This is a genomic window from Desulfovibrio sp. 1188_IL3213, assembly GCF_036763145.1.
Lineage (GTDB): Bacteria > Desulfobacterota > Desulfovibrionia > Desulfovibrionales > Desulfovibrionaceae > Desulfovibrio.
The window spans coordinates 1-18,454 of the sequence record NZ_JBAIYR010000020.1 but is presented as its reverse complement, the minus strand read 5'-3'; the positions used below and the strand labels follow the sequence as shown (position 1 = coordinate 18,454).

The following is an 18,454-nucleotide window of genomic DNA, read 5'->3' as shown; positions in this document are numbered from 1 at the left end:
AGGCAGTAATTCTGTATCAGCTGATGATTGCTAGTCCTGGACAAAATAAAAGCCTCGTGCATAGATTCATGAATGCACCGCTTGAAAAATTTCAAGAAAAACTCATGTCGAAGTATCTGGCCAAGAATCTAGGAGTGCGGTTGCCCGCACCCTCAAGCAACCTACCCGGAAGGCTTCGGCCGGGCCGGCCGCCTTCCCTATTTGGTCTTGCTCCGAACGGGGTATGCCGAGCATGCCGTGTCACCACGGCATCTGGTGGTCTCTTACACCACCGTTTCACCCTTACCCGGCCGAGGCCGGGCGGTTTGCTTTCTGTGGCGCTGTCCGGAGGTTACCCTCCCTGGATGTTATCCAGCGTCCTGCCCTGTGGAGCCCGGACTTTCCTCCCCGGGGCTGCCCCCGCGGCGACGGTCCGTCCGACTCCCGCAATATGGAGGCGCATGGGTGACAAAAAGCGTCACACAAGACCGGGCCACATGTTTCTCAATGCGGTCCGGCCTTTTTTCATGCGCCGAAATCTATTAATCCGTCAGCGGCTGCGGCTTGGGAGCGCACTGGGGCGCTTCAGCAACTGTGAAATGTTCGCACCAGAAAATGAGGCGCTGGCAGTTGGGGCAGCTCAAAATCTGTTGCCCGCGCTGCAGTTCGATAAAAGACTGCGGCGGAACGGCAATGTGGCAGCCCGAGCAGATACCGTCCCTGACGGCAACAATGACGGGGTGCTCAAGGCGCTCGCGAATGAACTCATAGCGCATGAAAACAGGCTGCGGAATGGCCTTGCTGACCTGGGCGCGCTTTGCGTTGAGATCGGTAAGGGCGGCATTGCACTTCTGCAGTTTTTCTTCAAGACCATCACGCTTTACTTCAAGTTCGGCCTTGACGGCAGAGTGAGTAAGGTCAAGTTCGGCCAAGGCGTCTTTCTGAAACTGCAGTTCTTCCATGAGAGTCATTTTTTCCTCTTCACGGGAGCGGTTCACTTTTTCCATGCCGTCCATTTCGCGCATCATGGCATGGTATTCGCGCGTATTTTCTACCTGCATGAGCTTGTTTTTGCTCTTTTTAATGCGGGCGGCATCATCATCTATCTCAAGCGAAAGGCGTTTTTGCTGTTCCTGAAGGTGGGTCAGCTTGTCCACAATGTAATTACGCTGCGTTTCACTGGCATTGAAGCGCTGTTCAAGCGAATTCAGCTCATTGGGGGCACGCTCCATGTCCTGCCGTACCGCATAGATGGCGTCGTCAACCTTCTGCAGCTCCACAAGCTGCTTTATCTGATCAAAGTAAACGGCATTACTCATTGTAAAAAAACCTCCTGATAGTCATGACAGGGCAACAGCACGAAAGGGCGATGCCGAGGGAACAAAGTGAACGGCAACACCATGAAGCTGCTGCTGGAGCAAATGGCACATGCGGCGCATCATTTCCTCTTCAAGGCTGTGGTGACCCACATCCAGCAGGGGAATTTCCGCTTCAAGCGCAGTATGATATTTTACATCTCCGGTAATAAACAGTTGCGCTCCGGCCTTGCGGGCCGCAGGCAGCAGTGATGAACCGGAGCCGGTGCAATAGGCCAACCGGCGGATTTTTCCGGGCGGTGGCCCACTGAGGGTCGCTGTGGAAAGGTCGAGCACTTTTTCAAGCTCGCGGATGACATCTGCCACGGTCTGGGCCTGTGGCAGATCGCCGGCAAGGCCGTAGCCAAGAATGGGGCTTTCGGCCGATGGTTGCGGGCAGACCGGCTCAAGCACGATCGTGTTTTCAAGCTTGAGGTCAGCAGCAAGCCAGCCTGCGGGGCCTTGCGGGTTCACGTCCAGCGAGGTATGGGCCGCGTAAAGGGGAACATCCGCGCGCATGAGCAGGCGCAAAACCTCATGGTAGGCGTCAAGTTGCGACGGCAGGGCGGGCTTGAGAGAAAGTGGGTGATGGCTCAGAACAAATTGTGCGCCAAGATCAAGAGCCTGCCTGACAGATTCTGGCGTGGGATCAAGACAGACGGCGATACTGCTGATGTCCTGGCGCAGGGCTGCTACCTGAAGGCCGGAAATATCCCACGAAGCCGCCGCCCGCAGGGGAGCAATTTCTTCTACGGACTTAATTAATTCAGATAGTTGCATGTATGTACCTCACCATAAAAAAAGGCACTTTCTTGCTCTGCAGAGAAAGCGCCTAAAAACACCGGCGTGAAAAAAAATTTGAGCGATACCGACAAGATGTTTTTGTACCTACTGTTCGGCGCGCTGCATTGATTTCGCATGAAACCGCCTTGCGCCTCAGGTTTTGAATCTGGCTTTCATAGCTGCCCGGAAGGATATTGTCAATATCTCGGTGTAAAGGAAAAAGTTCACAACAAGCCGTATCCAGGCGGGGAGCAAGACAGGTTATCGGCTTCATAGCAGGATGCCGATAAGTTGCATGATGCCTTTTTACATGAAAATATGCAAAAAGGCGCGAAAGACGTTGTGCGCATCAATATCTTGTTTTTTCTTCGCAACACAGCCATTGCCGGAAAATTTCTGAACTGTCTTTACAGTAAAGCTGCTCAATGGGCAGTGTTCTTTCATCCAGTTGCTTGGAAATTTCGCCATATATGGCTGCATCGTCAAACCCGGCAGCAGCGGCGTCTTCCCTTGTGTTTGAGAAGTATATCTTTTCAATGCGCGCCCACCATATGGCGCTGAGACACATGGGACAAGGCTCGCAGCTTGTGAATATGACGGAACCTGAGAGGTCAAATGTTTCAAGCGCACGGCAGGCATTTCGAATAGCTTCCACTTCGGCATGAGCTGTGGGATCGTTATGCGGCGTGACATTGTTCATGCCCTCGCCTATGATTTTTCCATCCCGCACGATCACCGCGCCGAATGGGCCACCCCCGGCCGCCATGCTTTGCCTGGATAGCTCAACGGCCCTTTCCATAAAACGCTTTTTTCCCATATCAATTCCCTAAATACTGCTCGTTCTTTCAGTTGTTTTTATCCGTTTGGCAAAAAACGGCATGCCATAAGGTCTGACCTTGCGACCTGTTGCGGCGACCGTATTTGCAACGTAGGATTTTTTCATGAAATTTAAAACTTTTTTGAGTATTCTTCGCGATCTTTTTTTGCCTCAGACGCGCAACAAATGTCCCCATTGCGGGGGAGTCCGATGTATCGGGGCCTGCCAGTTTGATGGATCGCGGACGGAAAAAACAGTTCCGACTGGAAAGCAACCAGCAGAGATAGGAAATATGCACGACGAAAAGCAAGTTCGTGGAAATGCCGCGAATGAAAGGCGTTGAGGCAAGCTTTTACAGGAGTGCTTCTTTTTCCCGCAACTCACTGTCTTTGATAACGAAAAACTGCCACCTTCTGGCCGGGCATCGGGCCGCATGGAACACGACCCGATGCACAATACGCTATTTTTTCACTGCATCAGCCGAACATCAGCAAGTTCCAGCTTCACCCGACGCTTCTGGACATCATCAGGGCGCGAAACGACCACTATATCACAGACCACAAGATCGGCTGTCAGGCCCCGCGGAATAATGCCGATGTTTCCACGCATTTTTTCTACAACATGAACGCATTGACCGAACTCCATTGCAGCACACAGGGCATTCCTTAGTCGTTCCATCACTGCCTCCCTGTGACACGGCTTCAAGCCGCAGCTATTTGGCCGTGCACTCGTAGACCGGTTCCATTGTCCCATTCTCAGAAGGTTTGCTTAGGGTAAGCTCGTTTCCTTTGAACCAGGCTTCAAGGGCAAACTCATCCGAGTACCTGCTGCCAGATGCCGAAGGCATGAGCGGAAGAGAATATTCCACACCATCAGGCATGACGACCTTGGCGAACATCAGCTTACGGTCGCTTGTGGAAAAAAACTGAACCGAGACGCTTTTTCCTCCTGGGCATGAATATGTTTCCGAATGGTTTTTCTCCACATAAATGCCGCCACAATATTTCTGAAAGGCGAAATGCAGCCCAACAGCGATGATTACAACTAGAATTAATATAAAAACATATCTCAAGACAATACCCTCACGAGTTCTTTTTTGTAAGCAGCACAAGCGCCGCAGCGATCGGCTATGTGGCGAATAGGCGCTTCAGGATCAGGGCATTTCTTTGCCCCATACGCGAACCTGAACAAGGCGGCTGCCGCCTTGATTGCCCTGAATTCAATAAATTATCTGGTCAGCCGCGCGGGCAGTTTTTATTTGCCTGTGATGGAGGCAATTGAAGGATACATTTTTTCTGCGCAATGGTCACGCAACTGTGCAGGGGCTGCAGACATTCCGCGCGTTGGCACGGTTCATCGGACTTTCCGCCCTGTCAATGCGCCACGGGCGGCACAAACCTCTTCTGAGGCGTCGGGCCGTAAAATGAGCGTGCCATACTTCGCGCCGAGTCGCCCACGCAACGCAGCTGTAGTAGGGGAAGGCTCGGCGCGATTATTTGTCTGGAGGGTGGTTGATGACTGAAAAAGGCTTCTTGCGCACTGTTTCATGGTGAGTACCCACGAAAAATAAGAAACCTTTTTTTCAAGGCGCCTGCCCGATCAGGTCGAAACCGTACAGGCTAGATTTCAAGGCTGCGGGCCACGGCCTCACCCTGCGCGCCGCCCCCGGCCATGCGTGCAAGCTCTGCATGCCGGGCTGACTTGTCCAGCGGGCGACAAAGGGTAAAGGTGGCATTGTCCCGCACCGTCTTGCTGATCTGAAAGTGCTTGCGCGCGCGGGCCGCAAGCTGCGGCCAGTGCGTGATAAGCAGCATCTGCCTGCTGGAAGCAAGTGCATACAATTTTTCAGCCAGCTTGTTGAGGGTCAAGCCGCCCACCCCGGCATCCACTTCGTCAAAGATAAAGATCGCATTTTCACCGTCCTGCCGCACGCTCGCCAGAGCCAGCAGAAAGCGGGAAAGTTCGCCTCCGGAAGCGATCTTGTCCAGGGGCTGGGGAGGTTGGCCGGGGTTTGGCGCCCACAGGATGCGCCCGCGTTCATCCATCACGCCGGGCCAGATTTCCTGTTTTTCAAAATGGGGGATTACCTGCACCTGCTCGGAAAAGCCAAGCTGCCGCAGTTCTTTTTCCAGAGCCGAAGCCAGGGCCGAAGCGGCCTGGCGGCGCAGGGGAATGATGTCTTCCACAAGGGCGGAAAGCTCATGAGCCAGGCTTTCTTCTTCCCGGCCCAAGCGTGCCAGGTCCAATGCGCAGACATCAAGGAAAGAAAGATTTTCGGCTATCTCATCCCGTAAAGAAAGAATTTCCGGCAGCGTACGGTGCAGCTTGCGTTTGAGTTGGGCCAAGGCAAAAAGCCTTTCCTCAACCTGATCCATGTCGGGCATGTCTTCCATCTGCGGCGGACGGCGCAAACGCCCGCCCAGATGGGATAGCTGCTGGCGCAGCGCCGCAACTGCGTCGGCGTCGGGTTTGAGCGTATCGTCTTCACGGGCCATGCGGATCAGCACTTTTTCGAAATTGCCCAGCAGATCCAGCAGGCCCTCGGTTTCATCACCGAGCAAGAGAGCGATGGCCTGTTCGTAGTTTTCTCTCACGCCCTCCAACGAACGAGCCTGGGCGCGCACTTCTTCCAGTTGCTCCTCTTCGCCGTCTTCGGGGGCGACCTTGTCAATTTCCTGCTGCTGCATTTCAAGCAGTTCGCGTTTTTCAGCAAGTCCGGCCTGACGTTCAAGCAGGGCTTTACGTTGTGCCGCAGTTTCATTCAGGCGGAAGAGCAGGGCGTCACGTTTGAGCAGAAGCTCCGGCTGCGCAAAGTCGCTTTCAAGCAGGCGTGCCTGAACAGCGGGCTGCAAAAGTTTTTGCTGCGCGTGCTGGCTTGTATGTGCCACAAGGCGAGGTCGCAGGTCGCGCAGGCTATCCTGGGAACGCAGTTCATCACAGATGTAAAGGCGGCTGCGCCCGGTATCGGCCAGCAATTCACGCCGCAAAACAATATCTTCGCCATCCAGGGTAAAAAGGGCCTCTACCTGGGCGCGCTCCGCCCCCGCACGCACCATGTCGGACGACAGCTTGTCGCCCAGCAGAAAGCCAAGAGCCTTGAGAATAAAGCTCTTGCCGGCTCCGGTTTCGCCGGTAAGAACGTTCATGCCCGGCTCGAACTCCAGCTCCATATCTTCAATAAGAGCAAGGTTGCGAATGCGAAGGTATTCCAGCATGTTATTTGCGTCCGCACAGTGTATTTTAAAGTTTTACTTTAAATATTGCGAAGGCCCCGGCACAACTCAGCGTCGCAGCCTGGGGTCAAAAATATCTCTCAAGCTTTCACCAAGCAGATTATAGCCAAGCACAGTTATGAGAATAGCCAGACCGGGATACACCGACAGCCAGGGGGCGTTTTCAATAACGGCTTTGCCTTCCATAAGCATGTTGCCCCAGCTTGCCGTGGGCGGCTGTACGCCAAGGCCGAGAAAACTCAGGCTTGATTCTACAAGAATGGCTCCGGCTACGCCAAGAGTAGCGGTTATAAGCACAGGAGCCAAGGCATTGGGCAAAATGTGGCAAAAAAGTATTTTTCCAGTGGAACTGCCTGCCAGGCGTGCAGCGTCCACAAATTCGCGCTCGCGCAGACTCAGGGTCTCGGCACGAACAAGGCGCGTGACACCCATCCATGAGGTAAGACCGATAACGATCATAATGTTGATAAGGTCAGGCTCCAGAAAGGCAATGACCGCCAGAATAAGAAAGAAAGAAGGAAAACACAGCATTATGTCGACAATACGCATGATGGTTTCATCGACCCAACGGCGAAAATAGCCGCTTATCAGGCCAAGCGTGGTGCCGATGCTGATGGAAATGCCCACGGCCACAAAGCCGACCCATAGGGAAACGCGTCCGCCATAAAGCAGACGTGAAAAAACATCGCGGCCGAGCCTGTCCGTTCCAAGCCAGAACCGGGAAGAGGGCGGTTCAAGGATGTGGTTCAGATGCAGCGCATCCGGATTATACGGCGCGATGGCTGGCGCGAGCAGGGCCGCCAGGGACATGCCAAGAACAATGAAAAGGCCGATGAGCAGCATGGCATGACGCCCAAGCGCATTTTTGACGGCGCGGGGGAGCATCAGGCGTCATCCTTTGCGCTGCGTATGCGCGGATCAGCCAGTCCATAGCAGATGTCGGCCAGCAGATTGCCGAAAAGGGTAAGCACTGCCCCCAAAACAAGATTGCCCATAATCATGGTATAGTCGCGGGCCATGACCGCCGCGTAAAAAAGCTGCCCGAGGCCGGGCAGGGCAAAGATGGACTCAATGATCACGCTGCCGCCGATAAGCCCGGGTACAGAAAGCCCCAGCAGGGTGATGACGGGCAACAGCGCATTGCGCAGTGCGTGACGCCAGATAATGTTTTTTTCGTCAAGCCCCTTGGCCCGTGCCGTAAGAATGTAGTCCTGCTGCAAAACTTCCAGCATACATGCCCGCATATAACGCGACATGCCCGCAAGGCCGCCCACGGTGTAGACAAGTATGGGCAGCGTCAGGTGCCGGGCCAGGTCACAAAACTTTCCCCACAAGCTCATCTGGTCATAGTGCATGGATGTAAGACCGGAAATGGGCAGCCATTGCAGTTCAATGCCGAACAGCATCATGAGCAGCAGGGCAAGCCAGAAAGAAGGCATGGCAAAGCCCAAAAAAACCAGCACCGTGACGGAGCGATCCAGCAGGGAATTGCGGCGGCAGGCCGAGACTATCCCCACTGGTATGGCAATGAGCAGGGTCAGCACCATAGCGGTGACATTCATGCCCACGGTAAGGGGCAGGCGCTCCATAATCTTGGTCAGCACGGGCCGTGAATCTGCGGACATGGAGTTGCCGAAGTCAAAATGCAGCAGCCGCATCAGCCAGTCCGCATATTGGACGTGAAGCGGGCGATCAAGGCCGTACAGCGCCTCAAGCCTCTGCCGGGCAGCCTCGCCGGCGAGGGGATTGAGCGTTGTCTCCATATCTGTAGGAGATCCGGGAGCCAGGTGAATGACCCAAAAGCTGATAAGCGTAATGCCCCACAGCACCAGCAACATCCATAATGTCTTGCGGGCGACATTGGCTGCGATGGCGGTCAGCCGGCCGTGACGGCGGGCATGTGAGGGCAGGGGGGGCATGGCGGCTTTCTCTACTCTGTACGGGTCATCCACTGGCGCATATCGTCAACTTCTTTCTGCCACTGGGGGGAAAGGCGCAGGGCAAGAAAGCGCGTGTACAGCGCGTCCAGCAGGTTGGTGCATAGTTCCATCAGATAAAATTTTTCAAGCAGCAGGGCATCCGGGTCGTCATCGCTGTCACCCTTGTCGAGTTTGGGCGTTTTCAGACTGTTAAGGCAAAAATCTTCTGCCTTGAGCGTGACCTGGAAGGCCAGTTCTTCTTTTTCAAGCCGGATGAGCGCACGGCTGACTTTTTTGCCGGTTCCAAGCCCAAAACGCGCTTCCCGCAGAGGAGAGAGAGAGCCGGAAACCGAGGCTGTTTCCCGGGCGTCTCCTTCGCCACCTTGTACCACAATCCGCTGCTCCATAGAAACAGAGAAGGGAGCGCCGTCTTTGTCTGTAAAGGCGCCGGGGGCGGTGTCGCTCTGGTACCAAAGCCAGGTAAGAAATTCCTGGCCAAGAATAATATCAGTAGATTCTCCAAGATAGGGCATATTCATGTGTGCTGGCTCCGCGGCTAGGACTGGGGGGCAAACTGTGTGGCCTCAAGCTGGTCCAGGCGGATGAGGCTTTCTTCATCCAGCATGGAAGCCGCCAGAGTGTAGGGCGTCAGTTGCTCAAGATGCAGATCGAAGGTTTTGAGAAACTCTTCCATGAAAAGATCAATCATCTTGTTCTGGGTAGAGGCAAACCATATCTCGTTTCTGTCCGTAGCCCACAACACGTTAAATTCGCTGGGTATCGGCAGGAAGCGCGAGCGCAGGCGCAGCATGACCTGTTCTTTCAGCTCTTTTTTGCGCTCACGGGAAATAAAGGTCTTGCCTTGCTCGTGCATGCGTTTCTTTTCATCGCGCAAAGCCACTGCCAAATGCTTTTTTACGACACCAGCAGGAATGCGACGCATATCAAGCCGCAGCGAAAAAACAAGATAAGCACCTTTTTGCGGCGGGGCGGTCACCCATTCCGAATCCAGCATGTCTTCAAAACAGACCCATCCCTGAGCCTGCATTTCGGGAATATCGTCAATATCCCGAAATGCGAACTGTTTGAGCTTGTCGGGGATTTGCGGCCAGAGTTCAGCCGGAACCGGATCAAGGATGCGAAAGCGTGTAAAACTACACGCACTGTTGGCAAAGCCCATGAAAACTCCTCGGTTGGAAACATGCGCCGTTGGGATGGCGTTGGTTTGTGTTGTACGTCAGAGCCGTCTTGTGAGCAAGCCCGCTGCGGCGAAGACAAAAAATATGAGGCAATGGCAACGGCATCAGACAAGCCGCAAAATGCAGGAAAAACACCAAGAGAAGCAGAAACAGCACGAGCTTGTTTTTAGTCTGTTTGGGAGGGACAGACGGTCTTTCCAATACGCGCCATAATGTCCCATAATGATAATTATGTAAACTTTTATTAAAAAAAGATGAATTATTCTCGAGTTCTTGACCTTGGCCTTCTCTTCCATCACCATGACTTCACATATCCAAGGAGAACAAAGTGACGTCATCCAGTCGCTCCCAGCGGTCCTCAAAAGGCCGCGCATCGCATGCCGGCAAAAAATTTTGCCGCGGTCCCCAGAAAACTGACAAGACAAAGGCCGCCCAAAAAAATGATCGAGCGCCTACGTCTGCAGATTCCGAAATGAAACCGAAAGATACAGATGTTCGGATGCGTAATGACACGACCATGCCCGCGGCTCGGTCAGCACCTCAATCTGCGGCATTGCCGGAAGAAAGCATGCGTTTGAACAAAGCCATCGCAGCATCCGGACTGTGCTCACGCAGAAAGGCTGATGAACTGATTCTTTCTGGCCGTGTAACCGTTAATGGCGTTGCGGAGCCCAATCCTGCCCGCCAGGTATCACCGCATGATGCCCTTGAGGTTGATGGAAAGCTGCTCACCGGAGCGCAGAATTTTTGCTACTTGCTGCTCAACAAGCCTGTTCAGGTGGTGTGTACAGTGAATGACCCTGAGGGGCGGCCCACGGTAATGGACTATCTGCCGGAAAACGTGCGGGGCTTACGCCTCTACCCTGTCGGCCGCCTTGATTATTTTTCTGAAGGCTTGCTTTTGCTGACCAATGACGGGCAGCTTGCGCAACGGCTGACTCACCCCAGCCACCATCAGCCCAAAACATACGAAGTTCTGGTGCGCGGAGCAGTTCCTGAGGCGGCGCTTGCTGTCATGCGACGTGGTATGCGTTTGGCTGAAGGCGAAGATCTCATGCCGGTGGAGGTTGAATCCAGCTTTGCCAGAGGGCGCACCCTGCTGCGGATGGTTTTGCATCAGGGCCTGAACCGTCAGATACGGCGCATGTGTCGAGACCTTGGCCTCACCATTCTTCATTTGAAACGTGTGGCTCTAGGTCCGCTTGATCTGGGATGCCTGGTGGCAGGACGGGCGCGACATCTTACGGCCGCAGAAATCAAGCTTTTGAAAAAAAGTGTCTATTTACAGGAGGTGCGCGGATGAAAAAATATTTTTTAGCATTGCTGCTTGTTGCAGCAATGCTTGCGGCAGCCCCGTGCATGGGGGCGGCTTCTTCTGGCAAGAATGCTGATGAACCTATGCGAGCTGCTGAAGCGTGGCTTTCTCTGGCTGCTGCAATGAAGGCGCAGGAAAGCTGGGATCAGGCCGCTGCAGCTTTTAAAGCAGGAGTTGAACTGCAGAACTGGGAAAAAAACTTGCCCAAAGCCCGGCAACCCCTGGGAGCAGTAAAAGCCCGGAACCACCTTACAACAAAAGCCACTACTACCCTGTCCGGCGTTCCCGACGGGGAATATGTTGTTATGCGGTTTCAAACGAAATTCGCATATAAGAAGAGTGCAATTGAGATCTTATTCCTTTAAAAAGAAGCAGATGGGCATGGCGCACTGTTGGGTATTTTATTCGACAGGCAAATTGGCTGCATGAAACAAACTCTTATGTAGGCAGATCGATGATATTTATTGAAATAGCAGTAAATAGAAAGCTCTCCTTAATGTAAAAGGAGAGCTTTTTTGTAATACAGAATTTGATTGACGCTTTTATGCTCAGACTTGAATCTTGGTACGGGTTGATTTTTAACAATATTTTCCTGAAACCGCATGATTTAAGCAACAAAGTGCCGCACGCCAAATGCCGGTGAAGGCAGGCCCCTTCCTCAGGGGCAGACTTTCAGCAGTCGCTCCAGAAAATTCATGGCGTCTTTTTGTATGCCGCAGAGATGGTCTTCTCCCTTGAAGCTTTCCGTATAAACTTTGCAAATGGGCTCTGTACCCGAGGGGCGAACGGCAAACCAGCCATCAGCACTGGATATTTTAATGCCTCCAACCGGAGCATCGTTGCCAGGCGCTCGAGTAATGATTTCCGTAACAGGCGAACCACCAAGGCTGGTTATATCTGCACTTTCCGGAGTCAGCGCCTTGAGTTTTGCGCGCACCTGATCGTCTGCCGGGGCATCAAGCCGCTGGTAGACCGGGCGGCCAAGGCGTTCTGTGAGCTTGTTATACAGATCTGTGGGGGATGACTGCTCCACTGCCAGCATTTCCGCTGCCAGCAGGCACATGAGGGGGCCATCCTTATCGGTGCTCCAGGGGCTGCCGTCAAAGCACAGGAACGAGGCCCCGGCGCTTTCTTCGCAGCCCATGCCGCAACGGCCGTTAAGAAGATACGGCACAAACCATTTGAACCCCACAGGCACTTCGACCACCGGACGATTTGCCTCTTGCCCCACCCTGTCCAGAAGGGCGCTGGTCACCAGGGTTTTTCCAATGCCGCTGGCAGAGGACCACGAACGGCGTGTTCGGAACAGATACCATGCGGCCACGGACAGAAAATGATTGGGATTCATCAGTTCCTGATCGGTGACGATGCCGTGACGATCTGAATCGGGATCACAGGCCACTGCCAGATCAAAGCGGCTGCGCATTTCAAGAAGGCCGTTCATGGCATAGGGCGAGGAACAATCCATACGGATTTTTCCGTCCTTATCAAAAGGCACAAAACGGAATGTGGGATCTACTGTTTTATTGACCACTGTAATTTCAATTCCGTAGGCGTCAGCAATAGGCTCCCACATTTGCAGGCTTGCCCCGCCAAGCGGATCGACACCGAGGCGCAAGCCTGAAGCGGCGATGGCCTTTACATCCAGAACTTTTGGCAAATCATCCACGTAGCTGCGGATAAAATCGTATTCTTCAACCAGTGAAGAAGACAGGGCCGCCCGCAAGTGCGTCAGATGCACTCCGCGATTGCCGTTTTCAAGATAGACGTTGGCTCTTTTTTCTATGACGTCGGTAACATCAGTTTCTGCCGGGCCGCCGTGCGGGGGGTTATACTTAAATCCGCCGTCACGGGGAGGATTATGCGAGGGGGTGATAACTATGCCGTCTGCCAAGCCGCTGGAACGGCCTGCGTTCCATTTCAGTATGGCATGTGAGACTGCGGGGGTGGCCGTATAGACGCCCCTGGGCGCTATGCGCACATGCACGTCGTTGGCTGTCAAAACCTCAAGGGCAGAACGAAAGGCCGCCTCGGACAGAGCGTGTGTATCGCCGCCGAGAAAAAGAGGGCCATCAATGTTGTTGGCTTTTCGATAGTCGCACACTGCCTGCGTAATGGCGTAAATGTGTTCTTCATTAAAAGTATGAAGCAGCGAAGAGCCCCTGTGTCCGGAAGTGCCGAAGGTCACTCGCTGAGCCGGAACCGCAGGATTGGGGTACTCTGTGAAATAGGCGCTCACAAGCGCCGGGATATTTTCGAGATCTTCAGGCAGGGGCAATTGTCCGGCCCGGGCATGAACAACAGGCATGATGTACCTCCATTGTCGCGTTAATTATCATAGGATATTATGGATTGTCACGCCTGCAGGGCCGCACTTCAGACCAAATTGTCTTTTAAAATATAGAAAAAGGGCTGCCCCAGCGGAGCAGCCCTTGCAGTTTTCATTTTGTCGCAGTTAACGGCGCACCTTATTTTCCCAAAGGAACTGTGCGGAAATATACGTCGCCGCGGCGCGAAATCTGCAGCATGATGGCTCCACGCTTCGCACCCTCTTCATTGACAATTTTTGACAATGCCTCTGACGTATTCACAGGCTTGAGGTTTGCCTTGAGGATGATGTCCCCGGGGCGCAAGTCCGCTTCGGCCGCAGGCTTGCCGGGAGTCACATCCACAATGAGCAGTCCTTCGTTTTTATCAACCTTCATGTCCCGGCGTTCAGTTTCGTTGAGAGGACGAACAGCAATGCCAAGAAGCCCTTCGTTTTGTTTGGGGCCGCTCTTTCCGGAAGATGCCTGGGAGGTTGACTGACGCTCGCCCAGGGTGACCGTAAGGTCAAGCACCTTGCCATCACGCCACACCTTGATAACAGCCTTGCTGCCGGGGTTTTTCTCGGCAATGGCGCGCAGCAGGGCCGATGCGTCGTCAATGTCTTTTCCGTCGACGGCAAGGATGATATCGCCGTCTTTCATTCCGCCCTTGCCGGCAGGTTCATTTTCCATAACGCTGCCCACCAGCGCGCCCTTGGCGTCCTTCATGCCGAGAGCTTTTGCGGTATTTTCCTCAACATCCTGAATCGTAACGCCAATCCAGCCACGGGTGACTTTTTTGCCGCTTTTGATCTGATCAATGATCTTGGCGGCCATGTTGCTGGGGATGGCAAAGCCAATGCCCTGCCCGCTGGCGATGATGGCCGTATTGATGCCCACCACCTGTCCCTGCATGTTCAGCAGCGGCCCGCCGCTGTTGCCGGGATTGATGGAAGCGTCGGTCTGAAGAAAGTTGTCAAAGGGACCGGCATGAATGTTGCGGTTTTTGGCCGACAGAATGCCCGCAGTCACCGTGTGGTCAAGACCAAAGGGATTGCCGATAGCCAGCAGCCACTCGCCCACTTTGAGATCATCGGAATTGCCAAAAACCAGGAAAGGCAGATTCTTTTGGGTGTCCACTTTCAGCAGGGCCAGGTCGGTTTCTTCATCCGCCCCCACAAGTGTTGCCGTGAAAGTTTCGCTTTTGCCGTTTTCCTGGTCCAGCGTCACACGGATAACGTCAGCATCGGCCACCACGTGATTATTGGTGACGATAAAGCCATCCGCAGACACCAGAAAGCCGGAGCCGAGAGATTTCTGTCTGGACTGGGGGCGCTTGCCGTCCCGTTTACCGCCGAACTGGTCAAAAAATTTTTCAAAGCCGGGGGGCATATTGCGGAACATCTCGCCAAAAAATTCTTCGGAACCACCAGCGGCGGCCATCTTTTCAGTATTGATATTGACGACAGCGGGGCCGCTTTTGGCTGCCAGCTCGCTGAAATCCGGCAGGTTTCCTGCCTGGGCGAACTGCGCGGCAACGACAAACGTTACTGCAAGCAGGCCCGAAAGGCATTTTTTTATAAACATGGAAAAACTCCTGGTTACTTGTTTTGCATTGCTTTATGCAAAGCTTGCGCCAAAGTGTTCATTCCTGTGTTTGCAGAACCATTGGCCTTGTCGGCGTGCTGTTTCCACGCCTTGTCATCTGCGGAAAATGAAGCCTCTGCCCCTTCAGGCGCAAGACTGATACGCCGGGCGGCGGTATCCAGATTTTGTACTACAAGGGTCACGCTGTCGCCCTTGTCCAATTTGCTGTACCGACCTGCGTTTTTGTCGTTCTTCATAACGCCTGCGGGTAACAGCCCGGTGATGCCGGGAGCAAGCGTAATAAAAAGGCCGTACGGGCTGCGCCCTTCCACTGTTCCCTGAACAGTGCTTCCCGGTGCGAACTGCTGTGCGGCATCCTGCCAGGGGTCACCTTCGGCATCGCGCAGGCTCAAAGAAATACGACGGGAATCGCCATTAATTTCTTTGATTTTTACCATTACGTTATCCCCAACCTGAAGAATTTCTTCAGGCTTGTTGACACGTTTAGTCCACGACAGTTCAGAAATATGCGCAAGCCCCTCGATGCCGGGCAGAATTTCCACAAAAGCGCCAAAAGGCGCCAGGCGCACAACCTTGCCCTGCACCACAGCACCGTTTTCAAGGCGTTGGGCTATATCCTGCCATGGGTCGCCTTCGGCCTGCTTGCGGGAAAGAGCGATGCGAACCTGTCCCTTGTCGTTCTTGCTGATGGAAAGCACCTTGGCCCGCACGGTGTCGCCAAGGGAAACGGCTTCATCAGGCGCGCCCACGCGCGACCAGGACAGTTCGGAAAGATGTATCATGCCTTCTACGGCTGTATCCAGTTCTATAAATGCGCCAAAGGGGGCAAAACGGGATACTTTGCCTTCAACTGTATCACCCACGGCAAGTTTTTCAAGTAAAACTTCAAGTTGTTCCTGCCGTTCACGGTCAAGCAGCGCCCGGCGCGAAACAACAATATTGCGTCCCCTGTTTTCTACCCTGATAACAAGAAATTGCAGAGTGCGGCCTGTGAGGGATTCGGCATCTTCGGCAGAGGCAAGCCCAATCTGGCTGCCTGGACAGAATGCGGTTTTTCCCAGAACTTCAACAGTATACCCACCTTTGCAGGAACCGACAATGCGTCCGTCTACGGGCAGAGCCGCATCGCGGGCTTCCTCAAGAGCGGCCACACCACTGCCGCTCATGGAGCGGGAAAGGCGGATTTCCTGCGCGGAAACGCCGATAACCCACGCTTCTACAGGCTGGCCCGGGGCTGTGGTTTCATTGCCCTCGGCGTCAAGAATGTCCTTGCGTTCCATGATGCCATCAACCTTGATGCCCACATCGACAAATACGCTGTCGCCAGTGATGGCGATAACTGTGCCGGTGACCTTCTGGCCCGCCTGAAGGCGATGTCCGGAAGTTTCATGGGCCGCCAGCATGGCGGCAAAATCTTCAACGCCTTCCTCCTGCATGGAGGTCGCGAATTTTTCCTCGGTCATTTTTCCTGCTCCTTAAAGCTGGGCTTATTGCTCAAGTTGGATATAATACGTTATGCGCTTGCAGAAAACAATGACACGTCATCGGCTCTGGCGCATATTTGTCAAATATTTTAGGCAGTAAAAATATTTATTCATATGCCTTATTACTGCGTGAAATTCTTTATGTTTATGGTTTTATGGAGCGCATGGCTCGAAAATTGAGAGAAGAAAAGCCGTGGCGCTTTTACGTCACGGCTTGATCAGTTTTTGGGTTGCCGACTATTCCGGCGCTACCTGAACAATTCTTTTTCGGGGACGGCACTGTCAATACGGTCTTCAACTTCCACACCCTTGGGGGGGGTAAAGCTGAATTCCGAAGCCTTGATGCTCACATCCGGCGAAAAACGGGTAAAGCGCACTTCGTTGCTGTTGCCGTAAAAATCCAGAATGCTGGCCCGGCGGATATACCCGGTGTCCGGCTCCACCCATATGATGGCTTCCACCATTTGCGGCGCCGGTTCCTTGGGAAAAAGACGCAGCTTGGCGAGGCCGTCTTCCCGCCCTTCGGGCTTAACGTCAAAATCTTTGGTCAGCGCGGCCTGGCCGGTGATAACCTGAATAATGCTGCGCGAATCCTGAACCAGGCTTGGCGGGTAGCGATAGGCTATTTCTTCGTCCGGAATATAGTTCCAGATTTCTTTTGCCGTCACTACAAGCGTTTCTTCGTGCGGAGCCACGGTTTGCCAACGGATAAGCAGAGGTTTTTTAAAGAGCAGTTTTCCCTGCCTTTTTTCTACAGCGCCACTTTCTTTATGGGTGAGGGTCTGGTCAAAGTCTGCAGCAAAGGCCCCAAGCTTTTCATAGCGCGCCTGGATGGCCGAAGCCATATCAGGGCTCTGTGCTGTCGCAAACGAAGCCATGAAGAGACACAGGGCCATTGCGGCTACAGCCGCGCGCAGCATACGCATATAACCTCCACGGCCCTCAGGGCCTCGGACTTGGGTGATAACGCCAAAAGAATTTGCTTCGGCCTATTTGACCACCGCGCGGGGCTTGCTGCCGTCGGCCGGGCCAATGATGCCGTCATGTTCCAACTGTTCAACCAGACGCGCCGCACGGTTGAAACCTATTTTGAAGCGGCGCTGCACAAGAGAAATAGATGCCCTGCCCTGTTCACTTACAAATGCCTGCACCTCGCCATACAGGGGGTCCTGGGCGGCATCTCCGCCCCCGCTGCCGTTGCCGCCCACGGCGGCATCAATCCCCCACTGGGCAAAATCAACCTTGTAGGATGGGCTTAGCTGGCGCTTCCAGTGGTTCACCACGTTCTGCACTTCCTCATCGCTCAGGAACGGGCCGTGCAGGCGCTGCAGTCTTCCCCCGCTGGGCTTGAACAGCATGTCGCCCCGGCCAAGCAGATGCTCTGCGCCAACCTGATCAAGAATGGTGCGCGAATCATGCTTGGAAGTGACCTGAAATGAAATGCGGCAGGGAAAGTTTGCCTTAATAAGGCCGGTAACAACGTCCACGCTGGGGCGTTGTGTTGCCAGAATCATATGGATCCCGGCAGCGCGGGCCAACTGCGCCAGGCGCACGATGCTTGTTTCGACCTCACGGGCGGCGGTCATCATAAGGTCGGCAAGTTCATCAATGACAACAACGAGATAGGGCAATGGTTCCAGATCAGAAAAGTCCGGCGGCAAGCCATCTTTATACGCAGCCAGCTTCTGGTTAAAGCCGGAGACATTGCGCACGCCCAGGCGGGCCATGGCGGCATAACGCCGATCCATTTCATGAACGGCCCAATCCAGAGCGTTTTTGGCCTCATTCATTTCCGTGACCACGGGGTGCACCAGATGTGGAGCATCGGCATACACAGCCATTTCAATGCGCTTGGGGTCTATGAGCAGCAGTTGCATGTCCTGCGGCTGGGTGCGGTAAAGCAGGCTCACAAGGATGCCGTTCAGGCACACGCTCTTGCCCGCGCCCGTGGCCCCGGCCACGAGAAGGTGCGGCATGCGGGCCAGATCCGCCATAAAAGGCTTGCCTGCAATATCCTTGCCGAGGATCATGGTCAGCGGACCGCAGCCGTTGCGAAACGCTTCGGAAGCGGCCAATTCGCGAAAATTGACAGTTTCCCGCTGTTCGTTGGGAATTTCGATCCCAACCGTATCGGAGCCGGGAATGGGCGCCTGAATGCGTATGGCAACAGCCTTGAGCGCAAGGGCAAGGTCGTCGCTCAGGTTGGCAATGCGGCTGACGCGAATGCCGGGAGCCGGGCGCACCTCGTACATGGTGACCACGGGACCGGGAGTGATGCGCACAAGTTCGCTTTGGATGTCAAAATCATTGAGGCACGCCATGAGGGCCTGGCCTCTGGCCTGGATGTCTTCGCTGCTTGGCCCGCCGGTTTTTGCGGGCGGAGGGGCCAACAGGTCAAGTCCCGGCAGGGGCGGGGCCGCTTTTTTGCGCAATGCCGAAGCTACGAGGCCACCCAG

The 18,454-nt window shown here is 54.2% G+C and carries 18 protein-coding genes and 1 other RNA gene; 3 read left to right on the top strand and 16 right to left on the bottom strand.

Annotated elements, in window-relative coordinates:
- Positions 1–88 precede the first annotated feature (88 nt).
- From rnpB to V6C16_RS02465, 6 genes are all read right to left on the bottom strand, one after another.
- Positions 89–420, bottom strand: an RNA gene (gene rnpB, locus V6C16_RS02490) — RNase P RNA component class A.
- Positions 421–521: 101 nt separating this feature from the next.
- Complete coding sequence (locus V6C16_RS02485; RefSeq protein WP_333535125.1) at positions 522–1,298, bottom strand: zinc ribbon domain-containing protein; 777 nt, start codon at positions 1,296–1,298, stop codon at positions 522–524.
- Between the two features lie 21 nt (positions 1,299–1,319).
- The gene (locus V6C16_RS02480; protein ID WP_333535124.1) at positions 1,320–2,114 is read right to left on the bottom strand and encodes a Nif3-like dinuclear metal center hexameric protein; all 795 of its coding nucleotides are present in this window, start codon (positions 2,112–2,114) and stop codon (positions 1,320–1,322) included.
- 352 nt (positions 2,115–2,466) lie between these two features.
- Positions 2,467–2,934: a nucleoside deaminase gene (locus V6C16_RS02475; protein ID WP_333535123.1), complete on the bottom strand. Its 468-nt coding sequence runs from the start codon at positions 2,932–2,934 to the stop codon at positions 2,467–2,469.
- 468 nt (positions 2,935–3,402) lie between these two features.
- Complete coding sequence (locus tag V6C16_RS02470) at positions 3,403–3,612, bottom strand: hypothetical protein (RefSeq protein ID WP_333535122.1); 210 nt, start codon at positions 3,610–3,612, stop codon at positions 3,403–3,405.
- A 34-nt stretch (positions 3,613–3,646) separates the two neighbouring features.
- A complete protein-coding gene (locus tag V6C16_RS02465) occupies positions 3,647–4,006 on the bottom strand; it encodes an MliC family protein (protein WP_333535121.1) in 360 nt (119 codons plus the stop codon).
- Between the two features lie 57 nt (positions 4,007–4,063).
- Here V6C16_RS02465 and V6C16_RS02460 point away from each other — a divergent pair, with 57 nt between their 5' ends.
- A complete protein-coding gene (locus V6C16_RS02460; protein WP_333535120.1) occupies positions 4,064–4,456 on the top strand; it encodes a hypothetical protein in 393 nt (130 codons plus the stop codon).
- A gap of 97 nt (positions 4,457–4,553) precedes the next feature.
- Here V6C16_RS02460 and V6C16_RS02455 read toward each other — a convergent pair whose 3' ends face one another.
- The 5 genes from V6C16_RS02455 to rdgC all read right to left on the bottom strand — a co-directional run bounded on the left by V6C16_RS02455 (position 4,554) and on the right by rdgC (position 9,266).
- The gene (locus V6C16_RS02455) at positions 4,554–6,149 is read right to left on the bottom strand and encodes a DNA repair protein RecN (RefSeq protein WP_333535119.1); all 1,596 of its coding nucleotides are present in this window, start codon (positions 6,147–6,149) and stop codon (positions 4,554–4,556) included.
- A 66-nt stretch (positions 6,150–6,215) separates the two neighbouring features.
- On the bottom strand, positions 6,216–7,052 hold the full coding sequence (locus V6C16_RS02450) for an ABC transporter permease (protein ID WP_333535118.1): 837 nt from the start codon (positions 7,050–7,052) through the stop codon (positions 6,216–6,218).
- Entirely contained in the window at positions 7,052–8,086 is a 1,035-nt protein-coding gene (locus V6C16_RS02445; RefSeq protein WP_442886173.1) for an ABC transporter permease, read from the bottom strand. The genes V6C16_RS02450 and V6C16_RS02445 overlap by 1 nt, the downstream gene beginning before the upstream one ends.
- Positions 8,087–8,097: 11 nt before the next feature.
- The gene (locus tag V6C16_RS02440; protein WP_333535117.1) at positions 8,098–8,625 is read right to left on the bottom strand and encodes a hypothetical protein; all 528 of its coding nucleotides are present in this window, start codon (positions 8,623–8,625) and stop codon (positions 8,098–8,100) included.
- A gap of 17 nt (positions 8,626–8,642) precedes the next feature.
- Entirely contained in the window at positions 8,643–9,266 is a 624-nt protein-coding gene (gene rdgC, locus V6C16_RS02435; RefSeq protein ID WP_333535116.1) for a recombination-associated protein RdgC, read from the bottom strand.
- Positions 9,267–9,853: 587 nt separating this feature from the next.
- Between rdgC and V6C16_RS02430 the strand changes: the two genes are divergently transcribed.
- Positions 9,854–10,588, top strand: a complete 735-nt coding sequence (locus V6C16_RS02430; protein ID WP_333535115.1) for a pseudouridine synthase — start codon at positions 9,854–9,856, stop codon at positions 10,586–10,588.
- Positions 10,585–10,965, top strand: a complete 381-nt coding sequence (locus tag V6C16_RS02425) for a DUF4019 domain-containing protein (protein ID WP_333535114.1) — start codon at positions 10,585–10,587, stop codon at positions 10,963–10,965. The genes V6C16_RS02430 and V6C16_RS02425 overlap by 4 nt, the downstream gene beginning before the upstream one ends.
- 293 nt (positions 10,966–11,258) lie before the next feature.
- Here V6C16_RS02425 and pgm read toward each other — a convergent pair whose 3' ends face one another.
- From pgm to V6C16_RS02400, 5 genes are all read right to left on the bottom strand, one after another.
- Positions 11,259–12,908, bottom strand: coding sequence for a phosphoglucomutase (alpha-D-glucose-1,6-bisphosphate-dependent) (gene pgm, locus V6C16_RS02420; RefSeq protein WP_333535113.1), 1,650 nt, complete (start codon positions 12,906–12,908; stop codon positions 11,259–11,261).
- Positions 12,909–13,068: 160 nt separating this feature from the next.
- Complete coding sequence (locus tag V6C16_RS02415) at positions 13,069–14,493, bottom strand: DegQ family serine endoprotease (protein ID WP_333535112.1); 1,425 nt, start codon at positions 14,491–14,493, stop codon at positions 13,069–13,071.
- 14 nt (positions 14,494–14,507) lie between these two features.
- The gene (locus tag V6C16_RS02410; RefSeq protein WP_333535111.1) at positions 14,508–15,977 is read right to left on the bottom strand and encodes a 30S ribosomal protein S1; all 1,470 of its coding nucleotides are present in this window, start codon (positions 15,975–15,977) and stop codon (positions 14,508–14,510) included.
- Positions 15,978–16,246: 269 nt separating this feature from the next.
- Entirely contained in the window at positions 16,247–16,924 is a 678-nt protein-coding gene (lolA, locus tag V6C16_RS02405; protein ID WP_333535110.1) for an outer membrane lipoprotein chaperone LolA, read from the bottom strand.
- Positions 16,925–16,987: 63 nt separating this feature from the next.
- Positions 16,988–18,454 (bottom strand): DNA translocase FtsK (locus V6C16_RS02400; protein WP_333542750.1); only part of this gene is annotated, 1,467 nt, incomplete at its 5' end.

What these genes read in the sequence shown, in the direction of transcription:
- V6C16_RS02450 (WP_333535118.1), bottom strand. Translation starts at nt 7,052, where the DNA reads ATGCTCCCCCGCGCCGTCAAAAATGCGCTTGGGCGTCATGCCATGCTG.
- V6C16_RS02485 (WP_333535125.1), bottom strand. Translation starts at nt 1,298, where the DNA reads ATGAGTAATGCCGTTTACTTTGATCAGATAAAGCAGCTTGTGGAGCTG.
- V6C16_RS02445 (WP_442886173.1), bottom strand. Translation starts at nt 8,086, where the DNA reads ATGCCCCCCCTGCCCTCACATGCCCGCCGTCACGGCCGGCTGACCGCC.
- lolA (WP_333535110.1), bottom strand. Translation starts at nt 16,924, where the DNA reads ATGCGTATGCTGCGCGCGGCTGTAGCCGCAATGGCCCTGTGTCTCTTC.
- V6C16_RS02425 (WP_333535114.1), top strand. Translation starts at nt 10,585, where the DNA reads ATGAAAAAATATTTTTTAGCATTGCTGCTTGTTGCAGCAATGCTTGCG.
- V6C16_RS02460 (WP_333535120.1), top strand. Translation starts at nt 4,064, where the DNA reads ATGTGGCGAATAGGCGCTTCAGGATCAGGGCATTTCTTTGCCCCATAC.
- V6C16_RS02480 (WP_333535124.1), bottom strand. Translation starts at nt 2,114, where the DNA reads ATGCAACTATCTGAATTAATTAAGTCCGTAGAAGAAATTGCTCCCCTG.
- V6C16_RS02410 (WP_333535111.1), bottom strand. Translation starts at nt 15,977, where the DNA reads ATGACCGAGGAAAAATTCGCGACCTCCATGCAGGAGGAAGGCGTTGAA.
- V6C16_RS02440 (WP_333535117.1), bottom strand. Translation starts at nt 8,625, where the DNA reads ATGAATATGCCCTATCTTGGAGAATCTACTGATATTATTCTTGGCCAG.
- V6C16_RS02455 (WP_333535119.1), bottom strand. Translation starts at nt 6,149, where the DNA reads ATGCTGGAATACCTTCGCATTCGCAACCTTGCTCTTATTGAAGATATG.
- V6C16_RS02415 (WP_333535112.1), bottom strand. Translation starts at nt 14,493, where the DNA reads ATGTTTATAAAAAAATGCCTTTCGGGCCTGCTTGCAGTAACGTTTGTC.
- V6C16_RS02475 (WP_333535123.1), bottom strand. Translation starts at nt 2,934, where the DNA reads ATGGGAAAAAAGCGTTTTATGGAAAGGGCCGTTGAGCTATCCAGGCAA.
- V6C16_RS02430 (WP_333535115.1), top strand. Translation starts at nt 9,854, where the DNA reads ATGCGTTTGAACAAAGCCATCGCAGCATCCGGACTGTGCTCACGCAGA.
- pgm (WP_333535113.1), bottom strand. Translation starts at nt 12,908, where the DNA reads ATGCCTGTTGTTCATGCCCGGGCCGGACAATTGCCCCTGCCTGAAGAT.
- rdgC (WP_333535116.1), bottom strand. Translation starts at nt 9,266, where the DNA reads ATGGGCTTTGCCAACAGTGCGTGTAGTTTTACACGCTTTCGCATCCTT.
- V6C16_RS02470 (WP_333535122.1), bottom strand. Translation starts at nt 3,612, where the DNA reads ATGGAACGACTAAGGAATGCCCTGTGTGCTGCAATGGAGTTCGGTCAA.